A 23,871-nucleotide genomic window follows, 5' to 3' on the forward strand; every position below is an offset into this window, starting at 1 on the left:
AGGAACTCCTTGATAGCGAGCAGGAAGCATTTGATGGAAGAAAGATGTGCTAGGTACTTAAGAAGATTACTCTTGGAGAAGACGGCAGCATCACCATTAAGTTTTTGGAAGGAACAGAAGTGAATTTATAAGGCCATAGTTAAGGGTGAGTGCTCTAGCTATGGCCTTTTTTGTTTTTATGCGGTAAAATAGAACTAACAATAAAATGGAGAGCTGGTTCGGCATGAGCAGTAATAATGAACTATCACAGTCTAATGAATCAATCAATTTAAAAATGTTGAATGAGGACTATTTTGAAGAGCTCAGTAAGCGAATAGCTAGATTCAAAGTCCTAAGAAAAGAAGCTATAACTTTAGCTGCTGGAGTAATAGGAGAACATTTATTTGAAGAAGATTTGTTTTTTTCTTCAGCTATTGGACGGACAGTGGATATTTTAGATGGAATATCAAACCTCTTAGAAACAAGGAATCTTACTTGTGCAGGTATCTTAGTTAGGATACAATTAGATAACTTGATGAGAGTTTTTGCGGCTTTTATAGCTGCAGATAGGTCAGAATTTATAAAGAAGGTTCTAAAAGGTATCCCGGTTAGAAAACTATATGATGATGAAGGAAATAAGATGACGGATTATAATCTTAGAAAAAGGATATCAGTTTATTGTCCTGAGATTGATGATGTTTATGTGAAAGCATCCGGTTATGTTCATTTTTCAGATATAGCGATTCATAAGAGTTGGTGGGGTAATGAAGAAGATATTCCTCATTATTCGGTTGGTCTTCCAATCAGAGAAGAGGTTAACCCTCTCCTTTTAGAAATTGCGGATGCGTTTATCTATTTTGTCGAGATAGAATTTGAATTATATGATGTACTAGTGAACTCAAAGGAAAACGCAGATAAGAAGCTAGGAGAGCAATCTGCCAAGGAAAGATAGTTGGAGGTGAGATATAATTTTGGATGATGAAAAGATAGAATTACCAAAGGAAGCTTTAGAGAGTATATCGACTGCCAGAAATGAGTTTGTAAAGTTGTATGCAAATAAAAATGCTGAACAAATCGCCAAGATAATGGAACCGATAAGGGAATTTACCAAGATAATAAATACTCCGTTAAATATGAATATTACAGAAGCAGCTAGCTCCATGGCCAAAGAACTTGTTAATATAAAAAAGGTAATCCCAGCAAGTTATAGATTTAATAGTCTAAATTCCTTATCAACTGCGATGAGAGATTTTTTAAATAGCTATCAGACTACTATTTTTAATGATATATCAGCTATTTCAGAAGTTCTAAAGTCTCTTTCAGACCATTATTCTGAAGAAGAAATTGCAGATATAAAATCTAAACTTGAAATTTTAGCTACAAAAGGTTGGGTTGTCTACTTTCAAGATAGTAATTTTTCTTATGATGTAGAAGCTGAGGATTTTGAGGAAGTTGAAGAATTCTGGTTTGAGATGTTAGAGAATGATATAGCTGATGAGAAGACTATATTTAAATTGGAAAAATCTCAGTTCATTCCAGCAGTCTTAATCCAGGCCATGATTCAGAGTTATCAGTCTGAGAATTATTATGCGGCATATACAATGGCTACAATCATAATTGACGGAGTAATGAACAGGGTATCTGAGAAAAATTATAGTAAAGATAATTATGTTCCCGTTGGAGGGTCCACAGTAGGCATTTTAAGTAAGAAGTTCGTCGAAAAATCGTTATTAGATACTGGATTGCTTAAGTGGCTTTATCTCTTTTTTGAGAATACTAATAAGTTCACACTGAACTGGCCGAATCGTCATATGGTTAATCATGGGAGATGGGCAGGAGAGATAAGCAAGAAGGAATTTTTGAAAATCTTTAATACCGTCCTATATATAGATGAAGCTGTAAATAACCGGATAAGTTAAGTTTAATAGTTTAACTCAGATATTCAGACAGTCCATATTTCGTTTCATAGTATAGGAAGATACCGTCAGCACACGTCGAATGTGTAAGCTTGTTAGAGAAACGTAGTTAATCCTCAAAAGGTTTCCCAAACCTTTTGAGGCCCGCAGACGCACCATGTTGAGGCTGTATCACTGCTTGTACGAGCTGAGGCATCAGCGAAGTATCCGCCCATGGGATAGGACTCGTAGAATGAGGTGGGAAATCGACGAAATGATACGGTAAGTCCGAACCGCTGAGTTCGTGGCTCTGTTCTTCCGATCTGAGACAGTCGAAAAGTAGAAGGGGATGGTATTTGTATCAATCAATGAGTAACAAAGTAACAGCATGATTCAAAACATTTGCTTGTAATTTGAGGAGGAACATCAATATGGATGGAATAACAAAAGATTCTATAAAAACGGCTAAACTAATGAAACAATTATGGCCCCAATTGACCGATAAAGAAGCTATTGACGAAGTAAAAAAATATACAAATGGCAAAAATACTGTAATCTTTACTGAAGTTGAAGGTGACACAATTGTAGGTCTAGCACTATGTTCACTCAGATTTGATTATGTTGAAGGTTGTAAATATAGTCCTGTTGGATTCTTAGAAGGGATTATTGTCGATGAGGAATATCGTTTAAAGGATATTGCTAAAAATCTCTGCACAAAATGTGAGGAATGGGCGAAAAATAAAGGATGTAAGGAATTTGCAAGTGACTGTACTTTAACGAATACGGATTCTATAAGATTTCATCTTAATATTGGATTTCAGGAGGCAAATAGAATTATTCATTTTAAGAAAAAATTATAATTTCTAAACATGAATAAACATGTTTAAACTTTATGTATCTTTAGAAAGTGTGATAACTTGAAAGAACAAATTTTTTTGATGGGTGGAAATCCACCAATAATGAAATATAGCATTGTTGATAAAATAGTATTATCAAGCAAGATTAAAAGAATTATCATTTTTACAGTTTTTCGAGAAAATTGGGAACCGTACATGAAAAAGTACACGGAAGTTTTTCAAAGTCATTTTCCTAATCTAAACGTTGATTACTTGCTCCTAGACACTGAGCAGATTGATTTTGATAGCTATCTAGATGCTGACCTAATTATCATCGGTGGTGGAAATACGGAAAAATATATAGCTACTTATGTCAATCAGGAGTTCAAAAATTATATCGAGCTTATGCTGAAAAAAGGGGCGAAAGTTATAGGATTTTCTGCAGGAGCCTTATTATTAGGAGAGAAAGTCTATATCTCACCTAATGATAATTCAGATCATCAGATAAAGATAAAAAATGGATTAGGACTCTTTAATCAGTTTTTAATTAGTGTCCATTATGATTCATGGAATGATAAAGCTAATAAAGATAGAGCTGAAGAACTCGTTAACGTTCCCATAATTCCACTAAATGATCATTCCTGTCTTGTCTTGGATAAATTTGGGAACATTATAGAGAAAATTGACTAATTTTAATCATGCGAATTTGAATCTACGAAGCTAAAGTATTGACGAACTAGATAAAGAAAAGCCTTGATTGTAAGGCTTTTTTGCATTTTTGTGATAGAATATAGTTAGTTATAAATCGAGTGCAACTTAGAAGCAGAAAAATATTATTCATAAAATAATCAAGCTAAGGAAGATAAAATGACAGAAATTGACAAAAAGAATTTAAAAAATTATCTTTATTTTACATTTGGAGTTACTTATATAGCTTGGGGTCTTCTTGCCATATTTACACAATCTGAAATTTTGGGATTAGAAACTTTTATAGGGAGAATATTGCATATAATAGGTGCACTCGGACCAGCTATTGCAAGTGGGTTTTATTTGAAAAGTAATAATATAAAATTTAAACATTTTTTATTTAATAAGAGAGAAAATAGTAGTATCTATTTCATAATTCATATGTTAGCAATTTTGATACTATTTTCTGTATCTTCCTTAGAATTAAATGGGGTATCAATTTATCTGATCCCATTATTCTTTATACAACTAATTTTTTTTGGTGGTGGACATGAAGAATTAGGATGGAGAGGAATATTACAACAGTTACTTGATAAAAAATATACATATTGGCAATCTAATTTGATTGTAGGATCTATTTGGGGGATTTGGCATCTTCCTTTATGGTTTATAGTTGGAGAAAGTCATCAAGGATTTCCTTTTATTTTTTATATATACATTATTTTTAAGTTTTGTTTTAGAGCTTCTTTATCGCCAAACGAAATCTGTGGGGTACTGTATATTATTTCACGCGTTCGCAAATTTGTTAAATCTCTATTTTGTGTTAAAAATTAATCTTATTTTTATTATCATTTTTATTGGTTATTTAATTTATACTATATTGGCTAGTAATAGAATTAGTAAGGAAAAAGATTTTAAATTATAGAATGGATGATGTTTCTTTTGGAAGAAGTGATCAACTTTCCGTTCCATAGTATCATTTTAAAATGTTTTTAATTGCCTTTTGTTTATTAGTATAAAAGCAGAATATTACCACATGTTGAGTGTGTAAGTTTGTTAGTGAAACGTAGTTAATCCTCAAAATAATGAAACTAAAACTCCATTATTTTGAGATGACAACCTAAATTGGTTTTAAGGAGGAGAAATATTGATAGAGAGCAGACCTGAGTTTGATACAATCACGTCCTTTGATGAGTTCAATAAATACTATTGGTATCGTGATGAACTTTCACAGATATGCCAGTCATTAGGACTTGAAAATAGAGGTACAAAACAAGAACTCAATGATATTATTGAGCAGTACTTCAAGGGGAATTTGATTAAAAAATCATCAGTAAAAAGGAAAAAGAAACGAGTAGAAGTCGTTACCTTAGATACGCCCTTGCTTGAATGCGGGTTCTCCTTTAACGCACACTTTAGAGAATATTTTTCAACTTTAACAGAGGTTTCGCCCTTTAAATTTACTGCCGATATGGCGACTGCTTGGAGAAAAGTAAAAAGAGAACATGATTTGAGTTTTACAATCCAAGATATGCTAAAAGTTTATTATGGAAATTCAGATTATGCCAAGTATGACCATTCGGTTTGTCAATGGAACCAATTTTTAAAGGATTTCTGTGCAGACGAAAATAGTGGCAATTATTCGAATAAACTAAAAGTAGCTTCTATTCTTTGGAAAGAAGTTAGAAATTCAAGTAATGAAAAAATTTATTCAAAAAATCTTTTGACCGAATATGCTGATAGAATAAACGAGTATAGGAAGTAGAAAAATCAGTCTAAACCAATAGTTTACAAGGAGGAATCTTATGCTTGGAGCAATTATCGGAGACATTGTAGGATCTGTTTACAAATGGAACAATATCAAAACGAAGGATTTTCCTTTATTTCGTGAGGATTGTTTTTTCACAGATGATACTGTCATGACCTGCGCTGTTGCTGAGGCTATTATGAATGGTGGTCACCAGGATGACTTTATTGATGCTATGAAGAAATACGGCAAGTTGTATCCCGATGCGGGCTACGGTGCTCGGTTTAGTAGTTGGATCAATAGTGACAATCGTGAGCCTTATAATAGCTTTGGAAATGGATCTGCTATGCGTGTTTCTCCATGTGCTTGGGTCATGGACTGCGGTTTTTGTGCGAGAACTGGTATGACGCCATCAACTAGAGAGCTTGCACGACTTTCTGCAGAAGTCACCCATAATCATCCTGAAGGTATCAAGGGAGCCATGGCGACAACTGATGCGATCTTTCTGTGTCGTTATTACTTTGGAGGTTATTGTGGGGATTATGAGCAACCAATCAACGGCAATCCTACAGAGTGTAAAAGACGAATAAAGGAATACATCGAGAAAGAGTATGGGTATAACCTTTCTCAATCTCTAGATGACATCCGTCCTACGTATCGTTTCAATGAAACCTGTCAGGATACAGTACCTCAGGCCATCATTGCATTTCTTGAAAGTACAGATTTTGAAGATGCGATTCGAAATGCGATTTCCCTTGGTGGGGATAGTGATACTCTCGCTGCCATCACAGGGAGCATAGCAGAGGCGGCTTATGGAATTCCTGAGTGGATTCAAGACAAAGTTTATACTTATTTGGATGAGCCTTTAAAAGAAGTGCTTAGACGATGGGGAGAAACGGTTGTAATAAAATAATAGATAGGCGTTATGCGGACCAATAATGAAAGATTGATGATTATCGATGGTTATATTGAAATTGTATCAAAGTGATTACTCAAAGGATTTAGTCATTTTTGAGACTTTAGAAGAAGGGAAAGCATTTGTCGCTCAAATCCCGGGGTATACTCTAGAAAACGAAGATGGGTTTGAAGTGGAGTATTTTAACCCTAAACACTTGCCGGATTATATGGAAATTGTCTTTAATGGGAATATTGTCCCTTTATCTAGATTCTCATTTGAACCTGAGGAAAATGTCGAGATTATTTGGAAAGAGATTTCGAATCTATCCGTTAAAAACGATAAAGTGGTCGAAGGAGCTACAAAAGTCGATGCTTATTTAGTGAATAACGATGAAGTGAAAGCCTATATCGAAGCCAGAGAAGCAAACTTCCGTAAGGCAAAAGACTTTTTAGAAGGCAGTGGATATGAAGTCGACAGAAGCTTTTTCGGAAGTGAAGATGGTGAAGCGATTCTCTACAGAATACGCGGCACCGAAGATTGGCACTTCTTGTGTCACTTAGACCCATCGTTTTTAGAGATTGAAGATGTAGAAGGATATATTAAAGAAGCGATGGAAGAGATGCAATAGTCAAAATAAATTCCTTGTGAGTGTACGCCACTGCTTGCGTGAACGGATTAAGCAGTAAAGGGAAACTTCTAGCACTATCCGGTTTCTTAAGGAGAAAGGGCATTATGAAAATAGAAATTGGGAAAACCTATCTAGTGAAAAATGATATTTTCAGTTTAAAAAAAGGTGAACTCTGGACCTTAGTTGACAAGGGTTATCAGGCTTATTTTGGTGAACAGAATTTCGTATTTGTCAATGATGAGAAAGTGAAGGTATTTGCCGTTTTACAAGATAGTTCAGATGAAGATATGCAAATTTACCATCATCTGGATGACTATTTTGAAGAAGTTAATCGTGAAAATTTCTAAAGAATGTGAGAAGAAAGTCGTATCTGTGAGTTTTAAATTTTGCTTAGCCCCAATCTATCACTACCAAGTACAGGGAATTAATTTTGGGATAGACGTCCTTACAGAGGTTTTTCCGATTATCAAAAAGATCTAGACTGAGACAAAGGTAAGGGCCCGCTGGTTAGGTCTTTTTTTCTGTTTATGTAGTATAATAAAAGGTGTAGGGATTCAATTTTTTAATAGGATTATTCTAAGAACGAAAACATCTAGAAAGAGAAAAAATATGAAGCAATCACTTGAATTTTTAAGAGAAAGAATCACCGATAAGATGCCCTTAGAGGAAATGGTAGCAATCTTTGAAGACTTGTGTCGTGAGCCTATTGAGGATGAGATGATTTTATTTGAAACAGGGACATTTACAGCTATATCTGATAAGCCAATGTTTCAACTATCTTTAGTAAGGCAAGCTCCAAATGAAGATGAAGAGTTTTATCAGGTTCACCTCGATATTTTCTATGAATCATGTCAAGAGAATGAAATATTTCATGAATCGATCTGGGATGAAGATTTAGAGGAAAATATCTTTGATTACATTAGAGCTTCAGAGGTGTTTGCCTATGCTAAAGAGCAGGAATACCAAGCGATCAAAATTTATATGGACCAAACTTGAGATGGTTAGTTAAAGTAAGAAAATCTAATGACAGGAGAACAATAAATGAAAAAAATTATGGTAATCATCAATCCAACATCTGGAGGTGAAAAAGCCTTGGATTATAAGGTGAAACTGGAGAATAAAGCTAGAGACTATTTTGAAGATGTGGAAATTAAAATTACGGAGAAAGCACAAGACGCCACAAACTTTGCTGAAGAAGCTTCTCAGGAGCACTATGATGCTGTTCTTGTTTTTGGTGGAGATGGAACCGTCAATGAAGTAATTTCCGGTATCGCTGAAAAAGACTATATTCCTAAACTGGCGATTATCCCAGGGGGAACTGGAAATCTCATTACGAAACTATTAGAAATCTCTCAGGATATTGATAGTGCTATTAACGAGCTTGATTTCAGTTCTACAAACAAGATTGATATTGGAAAATCAAATGGAAATTATTTTGGTTATATCTTTAGTATTGGCTCTTTGCCAGAGGCTATCCACAACGTTGGGATAGAAGATAAAACAAAGTTTGGTATGCTCGCCTATGCGATTAATACCATGAAGTCTGTGGTTACAGATCAAGCATTTAACATTACAGTTGAGACTGATAATGGTAATTACATTGGCCCAGCCAGTCATGTTTTAGTTCTCCTCACAAATTATTTCGCTGACAAAAAAATCTTTGATGAAGACAAGGATGGCTATGCCAATATTTTGATACTAAAAGATGCCTCAATCCTTACAAAATTGTCAGTTATCCCTGATTTATTAAAAGGGGATGTTGTCGTAAATGACAATATCGAGTATCTGAAAGCTCGACATATTAAAATTTCTTCAGATATTGAGTTGGAAACGGATGTTGATGGTGACAAATCTGATGACCTACCAGTAGAAATCAAGGTGCTAGGTCAGCATATCGAGGTCTATTCTCAACCGAAAGAATAAAACTTTTGAAAAGAATAGTAGATAACAAAGGAGGAGATGATGAGGAAGATTTTAGCAATTAATTCTATTTCGTTTAAAAAAAGAATGATTGAATTACTATTTGATTATCTTTTCATTCTAGCTTATTTAGCACTTCTGTTTTTGGGTTCTATGCTTTTTTACACTATTTTTTTTAATGGTATTCCAGAGTTTACAGAAATTCAGTCGCAGTGTCTTGTATTTTTTACCTCTGTTTTGCCAATCATTCTACTTTTTACATTCTTAGATTATACAAAAAATGGGAGTTTCGGGAAGGCGAAAGCAGGACTTCAATTGGTTTACAAGAAAAAAACAGTGCAAGCTAGCTTGCTTAGAAACACCATTAAATTTTTTCCTTGGCAAATAGGTCATATGGGCACGATACATGGTTTCTATAGTGAGTTTGATTCCTTATCTATTATTCTCTCGTTTTTAGCTACTCTCCTCGCAGTTGCCCTACTTGTAATGATGGTTTTCAGGAAGGATAAGCGACATCTAGGTGACCTTATAGCACATACACAGGTACAGCTAAAAGGTGACTAAAATTAAAGATTTCATAGATATTTCACTTATTAGGGAGCGTGCTGTGTGCCAGCTTCCTTTTTAATGATTTAAAATCTACTTTATTCAGCAAAATGCTTGGACTTAAAATAAATTTGAACTATAATATAAGAGAAGCTAATCGACCTAAAAAATCTTAGTAAATAAGGAAATATTTTATGAAAGTATCTAAAAAAATCAGATTAATGAGCTGCTGTGGTTTAGCTTTCTTTACTTTAGCTGCCTGTGGTACAAACCAAAACCAATCTACGGAAAAACAGAATAGTTCAACTACTAAGGTGGTTAAGGAACCTATAGCAACCTCAATAGCAAGGAAAGTTCAGAAGAAGTTCGAAAAGCCTTGGCTGCACATTTGGATAAAGATAGTGTCGATGCATTTTTCAACCTTATCAATGATTACAACGCGACTGTCGGTTCAGTAGGCTTAACTGGAGATTTTTCTACATTTACCAAAACAGACTATGATGTTGAAAAGATAAGCAATCTTTGGACGCCTAAAAAGGGTGATTTTGTCGGTACCAACTGTCGTATTAACAGTTATTGTTTATTAAAAAATTCTATCGAAATTCCTAAATTAGAGAAAGATGATTCTCTCTTGTTTGTCGATAATGATGCCATTGATAAAGGTAAGGTCTTTGATGCAGAAGACAAGGATGCTTTTGATATTTTATTCTCAAGAGTCAAGACCGAAGCAACGACAGATGTTAAGGTGTATGCTGCAAAGATGGAACAATTCCTTTCTCAATTCAAGTTTAATGAAAATGCTCGAATGCTGTCTGTTGTAGTTCATGATGACTTGGATGGTCAATCTCTCTTTATCGGTCATGTCGGCATACTTGTGCCAAGCGAGGACGGTTATCTCTTTGTCGAAAAGTTAACCTTTGAGGAGCCTTATCAAGCTATCAAATTTGCAACCAAGGAAGATTGCTACAAATATCTAGATACAAAATACGAAAACTATACAGGTGAAGATCTAGCGAAGTCCTTTATTATAGATAATGATAAGTGGGTTCAACTCTAAAAATAGTATTTTGGGGATGATTTGCCTAAAGAGTGGGATAAGAAGTTACCAACCGAATGATAGTTAAATTGATATGATTAGAGGACAGCAAGCATGGATGAATATACATTAAGAGTTGTAAAAATTGATAAGGAAGCTATTTTTGAGTTTATCTACGAAACTTTTATATCGCAAGAGCAAGAACTACTGGATCTGTTGTCGCCGGTGGATGTTATCAATGATTGTGCTATGGATTGGGAAAAGGGATAGTTTATCTTTGCAGCATATCTTCAGGAAAATAGTCTGGGAGAATTGAATCCTCTTCCCAAAGATATTGATATCCAAGAGTTGCTGAAAAAACTACCTGTTACAACAGATTCCGTTCTTGGGCAAGAGAGGATTTATAGAGATTTTTCATTCGACCAATTAAAAAAATAGTATAATAGTAGTAAATAAAATAGTTATAAGGAGACACAATGGATATTAAAGATTTTACAGAAAAAGAACAAGAAATGATTAAAGAGGGACTAACTTTCTCTAAGCTTAACGATAAGGAAACTGCCGATAAGATTATCGCCTTACTTCCTCAAGATATGATTAAACGGATTCCGTTTTTTGTTAGAAAACATGCTATTACACGTACAGTCAAGAGAATTTCTCTTGAATATCCGGAATTGTACGCTGTTGCTAAACAAGAAGGTCAACTTCCAGAAAAGGAAGCTCAAGAATTGCGACAAATTCTTACAGATATTTTCCAAGAAAAAATGAACAAGCATAAGATTAAGTAGTTTTTAATCATTTACTTAATCTTATACTTGCTCGTATTGAAATGATACTATCTTATTCCCACATACTGTGTTGAGCTCTAACACCATAACGATCTATGGAACCATCTGAATTGAACTTGGCTTCAATCCTGTATCTTTTCCAGAGGTCGTAATCTGCCGTTTGAATGGTTAGGATGTAGTTTGAGTCAGTCTCAGCGACATTGTAATCAGCAGGATTGACTTCAAAGATATCGATTAATTTTCTTGTTTGAAAATCTTGGAGCTTGAGATTTGCTAAACTGACATGATTGATAGAAATTCCCTGCAATTGATGGGCATCCTTAGGCGTTCTATAGTAGGTAATGACACAGTTTTTGAGTTGATCAGTATCTTTGCCAGTAGGAGTAAGGGTCATAAAACCATAGGACTGATCTTCACGCTTGATTTCGAGAAGCTGACCGTAGTAGAAATGGTCGTTTTTTGGATTGGTGATAGGACTATTTGCACCTTTATCTTCGAATGTGAAACCTTGCTCTAAAAGCTCGGAAGCCTTGGTCTCTCCGATAATGACTGTGGTATTTTGAATGGTGACTGGAACAGGTTGAGCTGGAAGACCACTCATCATGATGCAAAACATAAAAACATAACTCGTTAAAAAAGCTGTCCCGATAAAAGCGTTGGTTGATGCATAGACATGACTGTTACGAAAGTTTTTTCTTATAGCTAGAACAACAAATTTGACAATACTTTTTAAAATCATACTAACAAGTACGATGAAAAATTGTTTTTTCAAACATTCATAAATGGCTTGAGGAAAGCTATTACCATGATAGTAGAAACCAGCCAATACGAGTAGATTTACGATTAAATAGATCAGCAAGAACCAATGAATCTCTTTAAGGGCATTGGCATCAGTGATTTCTTCATAGTCAACGTGAATTCTTCCTTGAATTGCATGCCCAAGTTTATAAATCCATTTGGGAATGTCTTTGCCTTTTTTAACAGCAACTAGAAGTCTGATATAGAGATAGATAGTAAAGGACAAGGATAGAAAGAAAAGAGCATAAAAAGCCAAAACAATACTAGTGAACATTACTATCCCCCCTATTTAACATTCAATAAAACAATTTCTTAGCTCCATTATAGCATTTTCTATAGAAATAGAGCTAAAAACATCAGTATTATCCTACAAGATTCAAAGGAGAAAAATCATGGGAATGATTGCCAATTATCAATATTTACCAGACAATGAATTAGAACAAATAAAAGGTCTTTCCAATCAAGAAGATGACTTATTAGATTTTTCTGAGGATTCCACTGATAGTCATGATATCTTAATAGATATTGACAAAATGTGGGATGCTCTTCTCTTTGTCATTACAGGATTTAGTAGTTCAGAATTTTTGGACGACAATCCCTTGAGAGAAGCTGTTTTAGGGGTGACTCCTCTAGAGGATGTATCTGAATATATGGCCTATACTGAAAAAAACAAGATAGCTGAGATCGTAGAAGCTTTAGAAAGTTTTGACATGGACAGAGCTATGGCTAACTTTAGTATGGAAGCTTGTAAGAAGGCCGATTTGTATCCTAATATTTGGGATTATCTTGAGGAAGAGGAAGAAATAAAGGATGATATTTCAACCTGCTTTGTCAAAATGAAAGACTTTTACAAAAAGATTCTGGAGCTCAATGGAAATGTCCTAGTTACTATTTGTTAAGATTTTATGTCATCCATTAGGAAGGTGGCCAGATGAATCCATATTTACAAGAATATATCACCCGGACAAGGGAATACCATGCTAAAGATGGAAATCCTTCAAGTGTTGCAGCCCTTTATGATTTGGCTGATGAATTAGCTAAGTCTGAGGATTTAGAGGCGAAGAAAGTCTTAGTTGACCTCTATGAACAATTGGGTCTCTACACCAGTGCCTATAGCTTATTTACCGAAATCTTAGACAAACCTGATCGAAAACAGATAAAGAAACTGAGCCGTTTACAAGAAATGAGTCAGAGTCATGGCGATCGTTTTGCTCTTCCTCGTCCTCTAAAAAAAGAGGCGAAGAAGTATAGGCAGAACTTGTTAAAAGACTTACCTCATTTTCTCTATCATCCAGATCCCTTAGCTACAGGTTCATTTGTTGAAGGAGAAGCCAAGGTTTGTCCATCTTGTGAGAAAGAAAGCAATGTTTATTATGCTCTTAGACCCTATAGTATTGAAGAGATAGAACATCTCTGCCCAACTTGCATTGCAAACGGTCAAGCAGCTAAAAAATTCGATGCAGAATTTATCCAAGATGCCGAGTGGCAGGGTGAATTGGATCCAGAAAAGAATCAGCTGCTTTTTTGTCAGACCCCAGGCTACTCTAGTTGGCAGGGAGAATATTGGCTTTCTTGTTGCCAAGATTATTGTGCTTACTTGGGTACAGTTGGAACTCGAGAATTGAAGGATATGGGAATCGCTGAGCAAGTCTTGGCAGACTATGAAGCGCGTGAAGAATATCAAGAGGTAGAAGACTACTTGGTCAAAGACGGGCCTATCTGTGGTTATTTGTTTAGATGTCTACATTGTCAAAAATACCAGATCTGGGTTGATGCAGATTAAATCGAAATGTGATTAGCTATGAAAATTAAAGAGAAGACTATGGAAGAACTAGAATTATTCGAAGCTGCCTCCAAAGATTTATTTGATACTATGCAGGGATTTAAAGACAATCTATCTGTTCAATTTCCCCTATTAGATAGTGATAACTGGCAGTATGATAAGGGATCGATAAAAGTTTGTAAGGCTGATGAGTCAGGATTCAAAAAAAGATGTAGAGTCGGAATCAGCTACAATTTGAAAGTCCCCCTATTAAACGAAGATGCCGAGCAAATCTGGCTACTGTTTAAAGACTGGTTCAATACTAGCAGATTGAGTCAAGTTGAAAGAAATCTTAATAATGAGGATTTGGGAAGATATGTTTTCTCAGCAAGTTCCCCTCTAGGTGACCAGGTAGATTGTTCGATTTATTTGCCTAATGAGTGGAATATCCCTCAGATTAGCTTTTCAGGCTATCTAACAGCTCGTTACAGAGCTTGTGATCTTGATAAATCGAAGAATAAGATGGAGGTTTTTAGAGATGAGAAAGATTGATTGGGACAAGATAAAGACGCGCTTAGATGCCTTGCTTGTCATTGAAGAGTATCGAACAGATCCAAATAAGACCTGGCTTCGATTGATCGTTAAGACTGAGGAAAGCTACGGAATCCGTTACCTTATCGACAACGGTTCTGGTGATTCTCTAGATGTGATCTTTACTGATAAAATGATCCTTATAAAGGGCTTTGATCATGAAAGCAGTTTGAGTCAATTTGCTGTGGATGAGTGGAATCAAGACATCATAGACGGATTTTATAAAGGACTGGATGAAAAGTATCTTTCACTTTATTCAAAAGACCAAAAGGATGAAACAACCTTCTTTATCTGGTATGACGGTCACGCGCATCAACAGACTTACCAAGATCAGGATGGCGGAGAATGGTTGCTTTCTTACCTTTTTGATAGCTTTGAGAGATTTCATGAGTTTGTGACTGACTATTATGAAATTACCGTAGATAAAGATTTACTTAGGAAACTCTACATGGATGGACAACTTTCAGACATAGAAGTAAAGCAATTAATCCAGGAGTGTTAAGAGAGGAATCATGAGAGTGAACTATAAAAATACCCCTGAAAACTATCGAGCTATGGCGGAAATAATCATCCCACCCTTGCTTGATTTACTCAAAAGTTTAACCTTGTTAGAAGAGGAGATTTTTGAGCGTAACAGAGCACTGGATAAGGAAAAAGAAGGCCTTGGCATCCCAGCAAATCAAATTCATCCCAAGTGGAATGAACTTATGGATGACTATTTTCAGAGGCAAATGCAACTTCTAACTGGACGAGTGACTCAAAATTACTTGGAAGGAGGAGTTCGAATTTCTTATAGCTCCCCAAGTGAGTATAACTATGTTAAAAGGAATGATTTTTCTGTAGATTTCATCATGACAAAGGCTGAAGAAGCAAGAGTCATCACCCATTATCAAGAAGCTTTAGAAATGAAGCATCAGTTTGTACTTAGATTGGTGGATGGAAATTGGCTACTTGATGAGAAATTTTACGGTTTTGAGGATGAGGAAACTTGGTATGGTGACTTACTTTGAGTAAGAGAGCTTTGCTTTCCAACTGATATGAGAAAAAGGAGAAGTCCTGTGAATTTTTTAAAAAATCTATTTGCAAGTAAGAAAGAAAAGTCAGAGAAGAAAAAACAACTGAACTTGTCCATGCCTCTCTTCAAAGGCAAGCAGGCCTATTCTTTAGACCAGGTCGTTCAGGAATTGAAATCTCACTGGGCGCTTGAAATTTCTGAAGTTTCTGGGGATGATTCTAGTGCAACATTTGTGATTGATGGTGCTCTCGTTGCGCTGGCTCTAATGGATTTGCCTATCCCAAGTCAAGAATTTGAAGAATTGTATGCCTATTCTTACCTCTGGCAGGATGTTGAGAAGGAAACACAGGAGCACACACAACACGCCATTGTTTCTATTTTGTCTGACAATCTTTCGCCAGTAGAAACTTATTCCTTATTAACTAAAGTCAATGCCTCTATCCTAAAAACTAGTCAATCAGCTATTGGTATTTATCAGGGTTCTACCACCTTGCTCTTGCCCAAAGATCTTTATCTAGACCTAGCTGACCTTTTGAAAGAAGAAATGCTTCCCCTTCAACTCTGGATCTATATGGGGATTATCAATCAAAAAGATAAGACCAGCATTTACACTTATGGTTTGAAAGAGTTTGGAAAAACTGAGATTGAAATCATTGATTCTGTCATGGATAGCGATGACTTATATTATTTTCTCTTGTCTATTCTTCAGTATGTTTTAGGCAGTGATGTCACCTTAAAGGATGGTGAAACCATTGGCTTTTCAGAAGATCAAAAAATCAAAATCACTGAGTCAAAAGCTGTCTATTTGGAAGGCAATTCCTTGAAATTAGATATTTAAACCATGATTTATAAATGAGTATCCTTCCTAGATTGGAGGTTTTATGAAGCATGATATAAAAAAGTATTATCTCTACCGATTTCTGGCCTTTAGATTTGAAAAACTCTCTTGTAAGAATCCAAGTCTCAAGGAAATAAAACCAGAGAAGAGAGAAAAAATCGTTCTAGAGGCTACTCGAACTAGTCAAAAGATTATTCTAGTCCTTGGAATTCTTTATGTTTTGCTAAATTCTGCTTTGTTCATTTACCTTAGGGCTAATGATATTCAAAATCCCTTATTGGCTTGGTTTACTGACTACATCGACTATTTAGGGGCACTGATAAACGGAGAATGGGGCGGTAGTTGGCGTCAGAAGAAAGCTAGTTTTTTGATGATTGCTCTAGTGGCTTTACCCATTGTGCTGATAGAAGGCGGCCCCTTCTTCTTGCTGGTTTTATTGATTGGGAATTGGGTACTAAAGAGAAAGATAAGATTTGTGAGAGAACATAAAGGAGTAGAGAGCCATGGCTAGAACGGCGATAATAGGTACTTTAATAGTTTTTGCAATCTTTAATCTGCTACTTGGTCTGGGCTTTTATCTCTTTCTAAAAAAGAGGAAGGAGAATGGGCAGTCATTGTACGAAACGCCTGTAAACCAACAAACTCGAACTGAAAAGCTGGGTCTAGGTGAGATTTTGGTCTACCTGTCCCTGATTGCTATTGCAGGAGTCTTTGCTTTTCAGACCTTAAATAGAGGTGGTGTGGGGAATTCTATTTTAGCCAAAATGATCCTCCTACCTGCTCTAATGGCTCTTTTCAATGCAAGAAAAAGGACTGGAAAGTCTTTACTTGCCCTCCTTATAACTTTGATGGTCTTTCTGGTAGGAGTCATGCTTAATCTCACGATTGGTTTGCCACCTCAAGCACCAATTTTGCAAATTAATGAAAGTAAAATCATTTTAGCAGAAACTAAAGCCAGTGAGCTGATGGATGCTGGTTTTGACATCTATGTAAGACAGGGCGATGGTGGTAGCGACTACGAAGAGCTCCTGACAGATGGCAGTTTCCAAAAGTATCCTGGAGATAAAACAGTTACCATCGAAAAAGGCTTCAGGCTTGATAGCAATGCTGTTCCTTATGCTCCCTATCTCCTAGCAAAAGATGGCATAGTACTGGGCAGTATTTCCTTTTACGGTGCTGAGGACCATGATGTGGCTATAGAAGATTCTAAGGTTATTCAGGTTCGATTTAACAAGGACAGTATTGAGGCAGCGAAAAAACATTCTATTACTTTCAAATTAAATGAACTTGACTTGACTACTAGACTAGATGTTCCGCTTGTTCAAGAAATTTTCAAGAAGCATCTATGGTCAATTCCACCATCAAATACAAGTGATGTCACTCAACTATGGTATGGATTAAAGTGGTCCAGCAACAGTGATTCGCTATTTTGGAATGAGTACTATGGTCTCATCCGCCTAGATGAAAATTATATGATGGCTGATTTTGAACTAGCTGTTCAAGTAGCACGAGATAAGTAGATAAGATTTTGAATAACTGACTATACTTACGATTCAACAAAGGAACTAATCGATTTAGTTCCTGTTTTTGTTTTTTGATTTCAATTTTAAACGGTTTCTTTTTATTGTTGAGTAATATTTCACGAACAAAAAAAGAAATTATTTAAAAAAGTTTCACAAAATCCTTTACAAGCTCTTATAAACATGGTATAGTTATAAGGCTTAGAAAATGAGATGATGTTTTCTAGCAAATATAAACCCGAGTAAAAAATGCCTACGGACAGGCAGGGTTGAATGCCGAAGCGTGGTTGAAAAGCCACATTATTGATAGGGTTAAAAGCCTACTTTTATAAGTTGATGTTAGGACGCTTGTCCTAATTCATAAATTTTTAGTGTGGTGAAAGCACACGTCATCTTGTGAAACGATCAATAAAGTACGTAATATTTGCTACTAGAGAGTTAGGAAACATCAGGAACAGACATACTCAACAGAAACCAAAATACACACGTCAGAAGATTGCAGAGCAGGTGAAGACCTGCTCTTTTTTCATAAGTCAACCTTTAGTCGCCTCTATCTTCTTGAGGTGCTAAAAATACGGTGAAGGAGTATGTCTTGAAGAAGTTAGATCAAAACCAAGCCCCAATTTACGAGGCCTTGGTCAAACTACGCAAGAAAAGGATTGTTCCCTTTGATGTGCCAGGTCACAAGCGTGGACGGGGAAATCCAGAATTGGTCGAACTGTTAGGGGAAAAATGTGTTGGTATTGATGTTAATTCGATGAAACCATTGGATAATCTTGGTCACCCCATTTCGATTATTCGGGATGCGGAGGAATTAGCTGCGGATGCTTTTGGTGCAGCCCATGCCTTTCTCATGATTGGCGGTACAACCTCATCAGTTCAAACCATGATTCTTTCCACCTGTAAGGCTGGAGATAAGATTATTCTGCCACGAAATGTCCACAAATCTGCTATCAATGCGTTGGTTCTATGTGGAGCCATTCCCATCTATATCGAGATGAGTGTGGATCCTAAAATCGGCATCGCTTTAGGTCTTGAAAATGACCGGGCTGCCCAGGCCATTAAGGAACATCCAGACGCTAAAGCTATCCTAATCAATAATCCTACTTACTATGGGATTTGTTCGGATCTGAGAGGATTAACAGAGATGGCTCACGAAGCTGGCATGCTGGTTTTAGTGGATGAAGCCCATGGAGCGCATTTGCATTTTACAGATAAATTGCCATTATCTGCTATGGACGCTGGAGCGGATATGGCGGCGGTTTCTATGCATAAGTCTGGTGGGAGTTTGACCCAGAGCTCCATCCTTCTTATCGGGGAGCAGATGAATCCTGAGTACGTTCGTCAGATTATCAACCTGACCCAGTCTACATCTGCCTCTTACTTGTTGATGGCTAGTCTGGATATTTCGCGTCGGAACTTAGCTCTTCGAGGCAAAGAATCCTTTGAGAAAGTCATTGAGCTATCCGAGTACGCTCGTCGTGAAATCAATGCTATCGGTGGCTACTATGCCTACTCAAAAGAGTTGATAGATGGTGCATCGGTCTGTGATTTCGATGTAACCAAGCTATCAGTTTACACTCAGGGAATTGGGCTAACAGGTATCGAGGTTTATGACCTCTTGCGAGATGAATACGACATTCAGATCGAATTTGGTGATATTGGTAATATCTTGGCATACATTTCAATTGGTGACCGCATCCAAGATATCGAACGTTTGGTCGGTGCTTTGGCTGATATCAAGAGACTCTACTCAAGAGATGGAAAGGACTTGATAGCTGGAGAATATATCCAACCAGAGTTGGTCCTTTCTCCTCAAGAAGCCTTTTATTCAGAGAGAAAAAGTTTGACCTTAGACGAATCAGTCGGACAAGTCTGTGGAGAATTTGTCATGTGTTATCCTCCAGGGATCCCGATTCTAGCACCAGGTGAACGTATTACACGAGAAATTGTGGATTATATCCTATTTGCCAAAGAACGTGGTTGCTCCCTCCAAGGGACGGAAGATCCAGAGGTCAATCACATCAACGTTATTGATAGAAAGGAGAACTAGATGGATTTATGGTTTTCTGAAGTTCATACTCCAGATGTGAAATTGTCCTTGAGAACAGCCAAGCAACTTTACGCTGGAAAAAGTGAATGGCAGGATATAGAGGTATTAGATACACCAGCTTTTGGGAAAATATTAATCTTAAATGGCCATGTCTTGTTTTCAGATGCAGATGATTTTGTTTACAATGAAATGACCGTCCACGTACCCATGGCTGTCCATCCAAATCCAAAGAAAGTATTGGTTATTGGGGGTGGTGACGGCGGTGTTGCCCAAGTATTAACACTCTATCCTGAACTGGAACAAATCGATATTGTGGAACCGGATGAGATGTTGGTTGAAGTCTGTCGTGAGTATTTCCCAGACTTTGCTGCAGGGCTAGATGATCCTCGTGTTACCATTTACTACCAAAATGGTCTTCGCTTTTTGCGAAACTGTGAAGATGACTACGATATTATCATCAACGATGCGACAGATCCATTTGGACATACGGAAGGGCTCTTTACCAAGGAATTTTACGGCAATAGTTATCGCGCTCTTAAAGAAGATGGTATCATGATTTACCAGCATGGTAGTCCTTTTTTTGACGAAGATGAGTCAGCTTGCCGAAGCATGCACCGTAAGGTCAATCAAGCCTTTCCAATCAGCCGAGTCTATCAGGCCCATATCCCAACCAGTCCAGCTGGCTATTGGCTATTTGGATTTGCATCGAAAAAATACCACCCTATCAAAGATTTTGACAAGGAAGGCTGGAAAAAACGCCAGCTTTTCACAGAATACTACACTGCAAACTTACATGTGGGGGCCTTTATGTTGCCCAAGTATGTTGAGGACATTTTAGAAGAAGAGGAAGGGAAAAAATGAGTCGTTTATTAGTTATTGGATGTGGGGGCGTTGCCCAAGTTGCTATTTCAAAGATTTGCCAAGATAGCGAAACTTTTACAGAAATTATGATTGCTAGCCGTACAAAGTCAAAATGTGATGACTTGAAGGCTAGATTAGAAGGTAAAACAAGTACAAAGATTGAAACAGCTGCTCTTGATGCTGATAAGGTTGAAGAAGTGATTGCTTTGATTGAAAGTTACAAGCCAGAAGCTGTTTTGAACGTAGCACTCCCATATCAAGACTTGACCATCATGGATGCTTGTTTGGCAACTGGAGTCCACTATATCGATACTGCCAACTACGAGGCTGAGGATACAGAAGATCCTGAGTGGCGTGCCATCTACGAAAAACGTTGCAAGGAACTTGGTTTTACAGCCTACTTTGACTACTCATGGCAGTGGGCTTATCAGGAAAAATTCAAAGAAGCAGGCTTGACCGCTCTGCTTGGATCTGGCTTTGACCCAGGTGTAACCAGCGTCTTTTCAGCTTATGCTTTGAAACACTATTTTGATGAAATCCACTATATCGACATTTTAGACTGTAATGGCGGTGACCACGGTTATCCATTTGCGACAAACTTTAACCCAGAAATCAATCTCCGCGAGGTTTCTGCGCCGGGTTCTTACTGGGAAGATGGAAAATGGGTCGAAGTTGAAGCTATGTCTATCAAGCGTGAGTATGATTTCCCTCAAGTTGGACAAAAAGACATGTATCTCCTTCACCATGAAGAAATTGAATCATTGGCGAAAAACATTCCAGGAATCAAACGGATTCGCTTCTTTATGACTTTTGGCCAATCTTATCTAACACACATGAAATGCTTGGAAAACGTAGGGCTCCTTCGTACAGATGCTATTAACTTTAATGGCCAAGACATCGTTCCGATTCAATTCTTAAAAGCCTTGCTACCTGATCCAGCCAGCCTTGGACCACGTACAGTTGGAAAAACCAATATCGGCTGTATCTTTACAGGTGTCAAAGACGGTGTTGAGAAGACTATCTATATCTACAATGTTTGCGACCATCAGGAATGTTACGCAGAAGTTGGTTCGCAAGCAATTTCTTACACAACAGGTGTTCCAGCCATGATTGGGACCAAATTAGTGATGAATGGTACTTGGAAACAACCTGGAGTTTATAACCTTGAAGAATTGGATCCAGATCCATTCATGGAAGCTTTGAATGAGTATGGTTTGCCTTGGGTTGTGGTTGAAAATCCGCAAATGGTGGACTAATGAAGTTAGAACAAGTACCAACGCCAGCTTACGTCATTGACTTGGCCAAGTTAGAAGCCAATTGCCGTAGTTTACAACAAGTTCAGGAAGAAGCGGGCTGCAAGGTTTTACTTGCTCAGAAGGCTTATTCCCTCTACAAAACCTACCCCATGATTAGCGAGTACCTATCTGGTACAACTGCAAGTGGTCTCTATGAGGCCAAACTAGCACGAGAAGAGTTCTCTGGGGAAGTCCATGTCTTTGCACCTGCTTTCAAGGATGCAGACTTGGAGGAATTGCTGGAGATAACGGACCATATCGTCTTCAACTCGGAGAGACAGTTGCGTAAACATGGTCCTCGTTGTCGAGAGGCTGGTATTAGTGTCGGTTTGCGCCTCAACCCACAGTGTTCAACTCAAGGAGACCACGCGCTCTATGACCCTTGTGCACCTGGATCTCGTTTTGGAGTTACTCTAGACAAGATACCAAGTGATTTGCTGGACTTAGTAGATGGTCTTCATTTTCACACCCTTTGCGAGCAGGGGGCGGATGATTTAGAGACAACTTTGAAAGCTGTAGAAGAACAGTTTGGACCTTATTTACATGAGGTCAAATGGCTCAATATGGGTGGTGGCCACCACATCACAAGAGAAGACTACGATGTAGATTTGCTAATTTCTGAAATTAAGCGTATCCGAGAAACTTACAATCTTGAAGTCTATATCGAGCCGGGAGAAGCTATTGCACTTAATGCGGGTTATCTAGCAACTGAAGTATTGGATATTGTAGAAAATGGTATGGATATCTTGGTTTTAGATGCCTCTGCGACCTGCCATATGCCTGACGTACTTGAGATGCCCTATCGACCACCTTTGAGAAATGGATTTGAAGCTCAGGAAAAAGCACATACTTATAGGCTTTCTTCCAATACCTGTCTGACGGGCGATGTGATTGGAGATTATAGCTTTGAAAATCCAATCCAAATCGGTGATAGACTTTATTTCGAAGACATGGCAATCTACTCCTTTGTCAAAAATAATACCTTTAACGGTATTGGATTGCCAAGTCTCTATCTTATGGATGAGCAGGGTGACTGCAGCTTAGTCAAAGCCTTTGGCTATCAAGACTTTAAAGGGAGATTATCATGATGAACAGTCCAAAAAAATTAGGCTATCGTATGCCAGCAGAGTATGAACCCCATCATGGTACCCTCATGATCTGGCCAACTCGACCAGGTTCATGGCCCTTCCAAGGAAAGGCTGCTAAGAAGGCCTTTAGCCAAATCATCAAAACTATTGCTCAGGGGGAAACAGTCTACCTTTTGGTGGAGCAAGACTATCTATCTGAAGCCCAATCCTATCTAGGAGACAAGGTTGTTTATCTAGATATCCCTACTAATGATTCCTGGGCGCGTGATACGGGGCCGACCATTCTCATCAATGATAAAAAAGAAAAGTTGGCAGTAGATTGGTCTTTTAATGCCTGGGGTGGTGCTGTCGATGGTCTTTATCAAGATTATGAAGAGGATGACCAAGTAGCCAGTCGTTTTGCTGAGGCCTTGGAAATGCCTGTTTACGATGCCAAACCTTTTGTACTGGAAGGCGGCGCCATACACAGCGATGGTCAGGGAACCATTCTTGTGACTGAAAGTTGTCTTCTAAGTCCTGGACGCAATCCCCACCTGTCTAAAGAGGAAATCGAAAACACCTTATTGGAGAGCCTTGGTGCTGAAAAAGTTATCTGGCTTCCTTATGGTATTTATCAGGATGAAACCAATGAACACGTTGACAATGTTGCAGCCTTCGTTGGTCCTGCAGAGCTTGTCTTGGCTTGGACAGATGATCAAAATGATCCCCAATATGCCATGTCAGTAGCTGATTTAGAGCTTTTAGAAAAAGAAACAGATGCAAAAGGTCGTCACTTCACCATTCATAAATTGCCAATCCCAGCGCTTCATCAAGTTGTAACCGAAGAAGATTTGCCAGGCTATACTTATGAAGAAGGGGAAGAAGAGCGTTATGCAGGTGAACGTCTTGCAGCTTCCTATGTCAATTTCTATATTGCCAACAAGGCTGTCCTTGTTCCTCAATTTCAAGATAAAAACGACCAAGTTGCCCTAGATATCCTCAGCAAGTGTTTTCCAGACCGTAAAGTCGTAGGAATACCAGCCAGAGATATTCTCTTAGGTGGTGGCAATATTCACTGTATCACCCAACAAATCCCAGAATAGGAGAAAAA

At 37.5% G+C, this 23,871-nt stretch carries 27 protein-coding genes and 2 pseudogenes; 28 read left to right on the forward strand and 1 reads right to left on the reverse strand.

Annotation, left to right across the window (positions count from 1 at the left end; all coding sequences use genetic code 11):
- Positions 1 to 223 precede the first annotated feature (223 nt).
- The 15 genes and pseudogenes from PG086_RS04600 to PG086_RS04670 all read left to right on the forward strand — a co-directional run bounded on the left by PG086_RS04600 (position 224) and on the right by PG086_RS04670 (position 10,960).
- On the forward strand, positions 224 to 931 hold the full coding sequence (locus tag PG086_RS04600; protein ID WP_102573685.1) for a hypothetical protein: 708 nt from the start codon (positions 224 to 226) through the stop codon (positions 929 to 931).
- A gap of 19 nt (positions 932 to 950) precedes the next feature.
- Positions 951 to 1,898, forward strand: coding sequence for a hypothetical protein (locus PG086_RS04605; protein WP_270747941.1), 948 nt, complete (start codon positions 951 to 953; stop codon positions 1,896 to 1,898).
- A 407-nt stretch (positions 1,899 to 2,305) separates the two neighbouring features.
- Positions 2,306 to 2,734 carry an aminoglycoside 6'-N-acetyltransferase gene (gene aac(6') / locus PG086_RS04610; RefSeq protein ID WP_270747942.1) on the forward strand — a complete coding sequence of 143 codons (429 nt, stop codon included), beginning with the start codon at positions 2,306 to 2,308 and terminating at the stop codon, positions 2,732 to 2,734.
- A gap of 57 nt (positions 2,735 to 2,791) precedes the next feature.
- The gene (locus tag PG086_RS04615) at positions 2,792 to 3,400 is read left to right on the forward strand and encodes a Type 1 glutamine amidotransferase-like domain-containing protein (protein WP_270747943.1); all 609 of its coding nucleotides are present in this window, start codon (positions 2,792 to 2,794) and stop codon (positions 3,398 to 3,400) included.
- 177 nt (positions 3,401 to 3,577) lie between these two features.
- Positions 3,578 to 4,322 (forward strand): annotated as a pseudogene (locus PG086_RS04620) (CPBP family intramembrane glutamic endopeptidase).
- Between the two features lie 222 nt (positions 4,323 to 4,544).
- Entirely contained in the window at positions 4,545 to 5,162 is a 618-nt protein-coding gene (locus PG086_RS04625) for an SAP domain-containing protein (protein WP_270747944.1), read from the forward strand.
- A 40-nt stretch (positions 5,163 to 5,202) separates the two neighbouring features.
- Entirely contained in the window at positions 5,203 to 6,057 is an 855-nt protein-coding gene (locus tag PG086_RS04630) for an ADP-ribosylglycohydrolase family protein (RefSeq protein ID WP_270747945.1), read from the forward strand.
- 46 nt (positions 6,058 to 6,103) lie between these two features.
- The gene (locus PG086_RS04635; protein ID WP_270747946.1) at positions 6,104 to 6,670 is read left to right on the forward strand and encodes a hypothetical protein; all 567 of its coding nucleotides are present in this window, start codon (positions 6,104 to 6,106) and stop codon (positions 6,668 to 6,670) included.
- A gap of 104 nt (positions 6,671 to 6,774) precedes the next feature.
- Positions 6,775 to 7,017, forward strand: a complete 243-nt coding sequence (locus tag PG086_RS04640; RefSeq protein WP_270747947.1) for a phosphohydrolase — start codon at positions 6,775 to 6,777, stop codon at positions 7,015 to 7,017.
- A 262-nt stretch (positions 7,018 to 7,279) separates the two neighbouring features.
- Positions 7,280 to 7,666, forward strand: coding sequence for a hypothetical protein (locus PG086_RS04645; RefSeq protein WP_000814116.1), 387 nt, complete (start codon positions 7,280 to 7,282; stop codon positions 7,664 to 7,666).
- Positions 7,667 to 7,711: 45 nt separating this feature from the next.
- Positions 7,712 to 8,593 (forward strand): diacylglycerol/lipid kinase family protein, encoded by an 882-nt coding sequence (locus PG086_RS04650; RefSeq protein ID WP_270747948.1) that lies wholly within the window; start codon positions 7,712 to 7,714, stop codon positions 8,591 to 8,593.
- Between the two features lie 39 nt (positions 8,594 to 8,632).
- Complete coding sequence (locus PG086_RS04655) at positions 8,633 to 9,154, forward strand: RDD family protein (RefSeq protein WP_009730133.1); 522 nt, start codon at positions 8,633 to 8,635, stop codon at positions 9,152 to 9,154.
- 176 nt (positions 9,155 to 9,330) lie between these two features.
- Positions 9,331 to 10,193: pseudogene (locus PG086_RS04660) on the forward strand (DUF4300 family protein).
- A 93-nt stretch (positions 10,194 to 10,286) separates the two neighbouring features.
- Positions 10,287 to 10,442, forward strand: coding sequence for a hypothetical protein (locus PG086_RS04665; RefSeq protein ID WP_270747949.1), 156 nt, complete (start codon positions 10,287 to 10,289; stop codon positions 10,440 to 10,442).
- Between the two features lie 206 nt (positions 10,443 to 10,648).
- Positions 10,649 to 10,960: a hypothetical protein gene (locus tag PG086_RS04670; RefSeq protein WP_270747950.1), complete on the forward strand. Its 312-nt coding sequence runs from the start codon at positions 10,649 to 10,651 to the stop codon at positions 10,958 to 10,960.
- A 52-nt stretch (positions 10,961 to 11,012) separates the two neighbouring features.
- Here the strand turns inward: PG086_RS04670 and PG086_RS04675 are convergent, their stop codons facing one another.
- On the reverse strand, positions 11,013 to 12,032 hold the full coding sequence (locus tag PG086_RS04675) for a hypothetical protein (protein ID WP_270747951.1): 1,020 nt from the start codon (positions 12,030 to 12,032) through the stop codon (positions 11,013 to 11,015).
- A 118-nt stretch (positions 12,033 to 12,150) separates the two neighbouring features.
- Between PG086_RS04675 and PG086_RS04680 the strand changes: the two genes are divergently transcribed.
- From PG086_RS04680 to aguA, 13 genes are all read left to right on the forward strand, one after another.
- Positions 12,151 to 12,657 carry a YfbM family protein gene (locus PG086_RS04680; protein WP_270747952.1) on the forward strand — a complete coding sequence of 169 codons (507 nt, stop codon included), beginning with the start codon at positions 12,151 to 12,153 and terminating at the stop codon, positions 12,655 to 12,657.
- Positions 12,658 to 12,689: 32 nt separating this feature from the next.
- Entirely contained in the window at positions 12,690 to 13,541 is an 852-nt protein-coding gene (locus tag PG086_RS04685; protein WP_270747953.1) for a CbrC family protein, read from the forward strand.
- An 18-nt stretch (positions 13,542 to 13,559) separates the two neighbouring features.
- Entirely contained in the window at positions 13,560 to 14,072 is a 513-nt protein-coding gene (locus PG086_RS04690) for a hypothetical protein (protein WP_270747954.1), read from the forward strand.
- A complete protein-coding gene (locus PG086_RS04695; protein ID WP_270747955.1) occupies positions 14,059 to 14,613 on the forward strand; it encodes a hypothetical protein in 555 nt (184 codons plus the stop codon). The genes PG086_RS04690 and PG086_RS04695 overlap by 14 nt, the downstream gene beginning before the upstream one ends.
- A 10-nt stretch (positions 14,614 to 14,623) precedes the next feature.
- Positions 14,624 to 15,121 (forward strand): hypothetical protein, encoded by a 498-nt coding sequence (locus PG086_RS04700; protein WP_033585221.1) that lies wholly within the window; start codon positions 14,624 to 14,626, stop codon positions 15,119 to 15,121.
- Positions 15,122 to 15,169: 48 nt separating this feature from the next.
- Positions 15,170 to 15,964 carry a DUF4261 domain-containing protein gene (locus tag PG086_RS04705; protein ID WP_270747956.1) on the forward strand — a complete coding sequence of 265 codons (795 nt, stop codon included), beginning with the start codon at positions 15,170 to 15,172 and terminating at the stop codon, positions 15,962 to 15,964.
- 43 nt (positions 15,965 to 16,007) lie between these two features.
- The gene (locus PG086_RS04710) at positions 16,008 to 16,475 is read left to right on the forward strand and encodes a hypothetical protein (protein ID WP_033585223.1); all 468 of its coding nucleotides are present in this window, start codon (positions 16,008 to 16,010) and stop codon (positions 16,473 to 16,475) included.
- Positions 16,468 to 17,484, forward strand: coding sequence for a hypothetical protein (locus tag PG086_RS04715; protein ID WP_270747957.1), 1,017 nt, complete (start codon positions 16,468 to 16,470; stop codon positions 17,482 to 17,484). Before PG086_RS04710 ends, PG086_RS04715 begins: the two co-directional genes overlap by 8 nt.
- A gap of 592 nt (positions 17,485 to 18,076) precedes the next feature.
- A complete protein-coding gene (locus tag PG086_RS04720) occupies positions 18,077 to 19,537 on the forward strand; it encodes an aminotransferase class I/II-fold pyridoxal phosphate-dependent enzyme (RefSeq protein WP_270747958.1) in 1,461 nt (486 codons plus the stop codon).
- On the forward strand, positions 19,538 to 20,398 hold the full coding sequence (gene speE, locus PG086_RS04725; protein ID WP_000366710.1) for a polyamine aminopropyltransferase: 861 nt from the start codon (positions 19,538 to 19,540) through the stop codon (positions 20,396 to 20,398).
- The gene (locus tag PG086_RS04730; RefSeq protein ID WP_270747959.1) at positions 20,395 to 21,654 is read left to right on the forward strand and encodes a saccharopine dehydrogenase family protein; all 1,260 of its coding nucleotides are present in this window, start codon (positions 20,395 to 20,397) and stop codon (positions 21,652 to 21,654) included. The genes speE and PG086_RS04730 overlap by 4 nt, the downstream gene beginning before the upstream one ends.
- Positions 21,654 to 22,781, forward strand: a complete 1,128-nt coding sequence (gene nspC / locus PG086_RS04735) for a carboxynorspermidine decarboxylase (protein WP_033585231.1) — start codon at positions 21,654 to 21,656, stop codon at positions 22,779 to 22,781. The genes PG086_RS04730 and nspC overlap by 1 nt, the downstream gene beginning before the upstream one ends.
- Entirely contained in the window at positions 22,778 to 23,863 is a 1,086-nt protein-coding gene (aguA, locus tag PG086_RS04740; RefSeq protein ID WP_033585233.1) for an agmatine deiminase, read from the forward strand. Before nspC ends, aguA begins: the two co-directional genes overlap by 4 nt.
- The last annotated feature ends 8 nt before the right edge of the window (positions 23,864 to 23,871 follow it).

The organism is Streptococcus halitosis, assembly GCF_027691175.1.
Taxonomy (GTDB): Bacteria; Bacillota; Bacilli; order Lactobacillales; family Streptococcaceae; genus Streptococcus; species Streptococcus halitosis_A.

Excerpts from the sequence above, each read along its gene's own strand:
- PG086_RS04730 (WP_270747959.1), top strand. The coding sequence starts at position 20,395 with ATGAGTCGTTTATTAGTTATTGGATGTGGGGGCGTTGCCCAAGTTGCT.
- PG086_RS04655 (WP_009730133.1), top strand. The coding sequence starts at position 8,633 with ATGAGGAAGATTTTAGCAATTAATTCTATTTCGTTTAAAAAAAGAATG.
- speE (WP_000366710.1), top strand. The coding sequence starts at position 19,538 with ATGGATTTATGGTTTTCTGAAGTTCATACTCCAGATGTGAAATTGTCC.
- PG086_RS04635 (WP_270747946.1), top strand. The coding sequence starts at position 6,104 with ATGGTTATATTGAAATTGTATCAAAGTGATTACTCAAAGGATTTAGTC.
- PG086_RS04675 (WP_270747951.1), bottom strand. The coding sequence starts at position 12,032 with ATGTTCACTAGTATTGTTTTGGCTTTTTATGCTCTTTTCTTTCTATCC.
- aguA (WP_033585233.1), top strand. The coding sequence starts at position 22,778 with ATGATGAACAGTCCAAAAAAATTAGGCTATCGTATGCCAGCAGAGTAT.
- PG086_RS04670 (WP_270747950.1), top strand. The coding sequence starts at position 10,649 with ATGGATATTAAAGATTTTACAGAAAAAGAACAAGAAATGATTAAAGAG.
- PG086_RS04695 (WP_270747955.1), top strand. The coding sequence starts at position 14,059 with ATGAGAAAGATTGATTGGGACAAGATAAAGACGCGCTTAGATGCCTTG.
- PG086_RS04645 (WP_000814116.1), top strand. The coding sequence starts at position 7,280 with ATGAAGCAATCACTTGAATTTTTAAGAGAAAGAATCACCGATAAGATG.
- PG086_RS04690 (WP_270747954.1), top strand. The coding sequence starts at position 13,560 with ATGAAAATTAAAGAGAAGACTATGGAAGAACTAGAATTATTCGAAGCT.
- PG086_RS04665 (WP_270747949.1), top strand. The coding sequence starts at position 10,287 with ATGGATGAATATACATTAAGAGTTGTAAAAATTGATAAGGAAGCTATT.
- PG086_RS04640 (WP_270747947.1), top strand. The coding sequence starts at position 6,775 with ATGAAAATAGAAATTGGGAAAACCTATCTAGTGAAAAATGATATTTTC.
- PG086_RS04685 (WP_270747953.1), top strand. The coding sequence starts at position 12,690 with ATGAATCCATATTTACAAGAATATATCACCCGGACAAGGGAATACCAT.
- PG086_RS04715 (WP_270747957.1), top strand. The coding sequence starts at position 16,468 with ATGGCTAGAACGGCGATAATAGGTACTTTAATAGTTTTTGCAATCTTT.
- PG086_RS04700 (WP_033585221.1), top strand. The coding sequence starts at position 14,624 with ATGAGAGTGAACTATAAAAATACCCCTGAAAACTATCGAGCTATGGCG.
- PG086_RS04680 (WP_270747952.1), top strand. The coding sequence starts at position 12,151 with ATGGGAATGATTGCCAATTATCAATATTTACCAGACAATGAATTAGAA.
- PG086_RS04650 (WP_270747948.1), top strand. The coding sequence starts at position 7,712 with ATGAAAAAAATTATGGTAATCATCAATCCAACATCTGGAGGTGAAAAA.
- PG086_RS04710 (WP_033585223.1), top strand. The coding sequence starts at position 16,008 with ATGAAGCATGATATAAAAAAGTATTATCTCTACCGATTTCTGGCCTTT.
- nspC (WP_033585231.1), top strand. The coding sequence starts at position 21,654 with ATGAAGTTAGAACAAGTACCAACGCCAGCTTACGTCATTGACTTGGCC.
- PG086_RS04630 (WP_270747945.1), top strand. The coding sequence starts at position 5,203 with ATGCTTGGAGCAATTATCGGAGACATTGTAGGATCTGTTTACAAATGG.
- PG086_RS04600 (WP_102573685.1), top strand. The coding sequence starts at position 224 with ATGAGCAGTAATAATGAACTATCACAGTCTAATGAATCAATCAATTTA.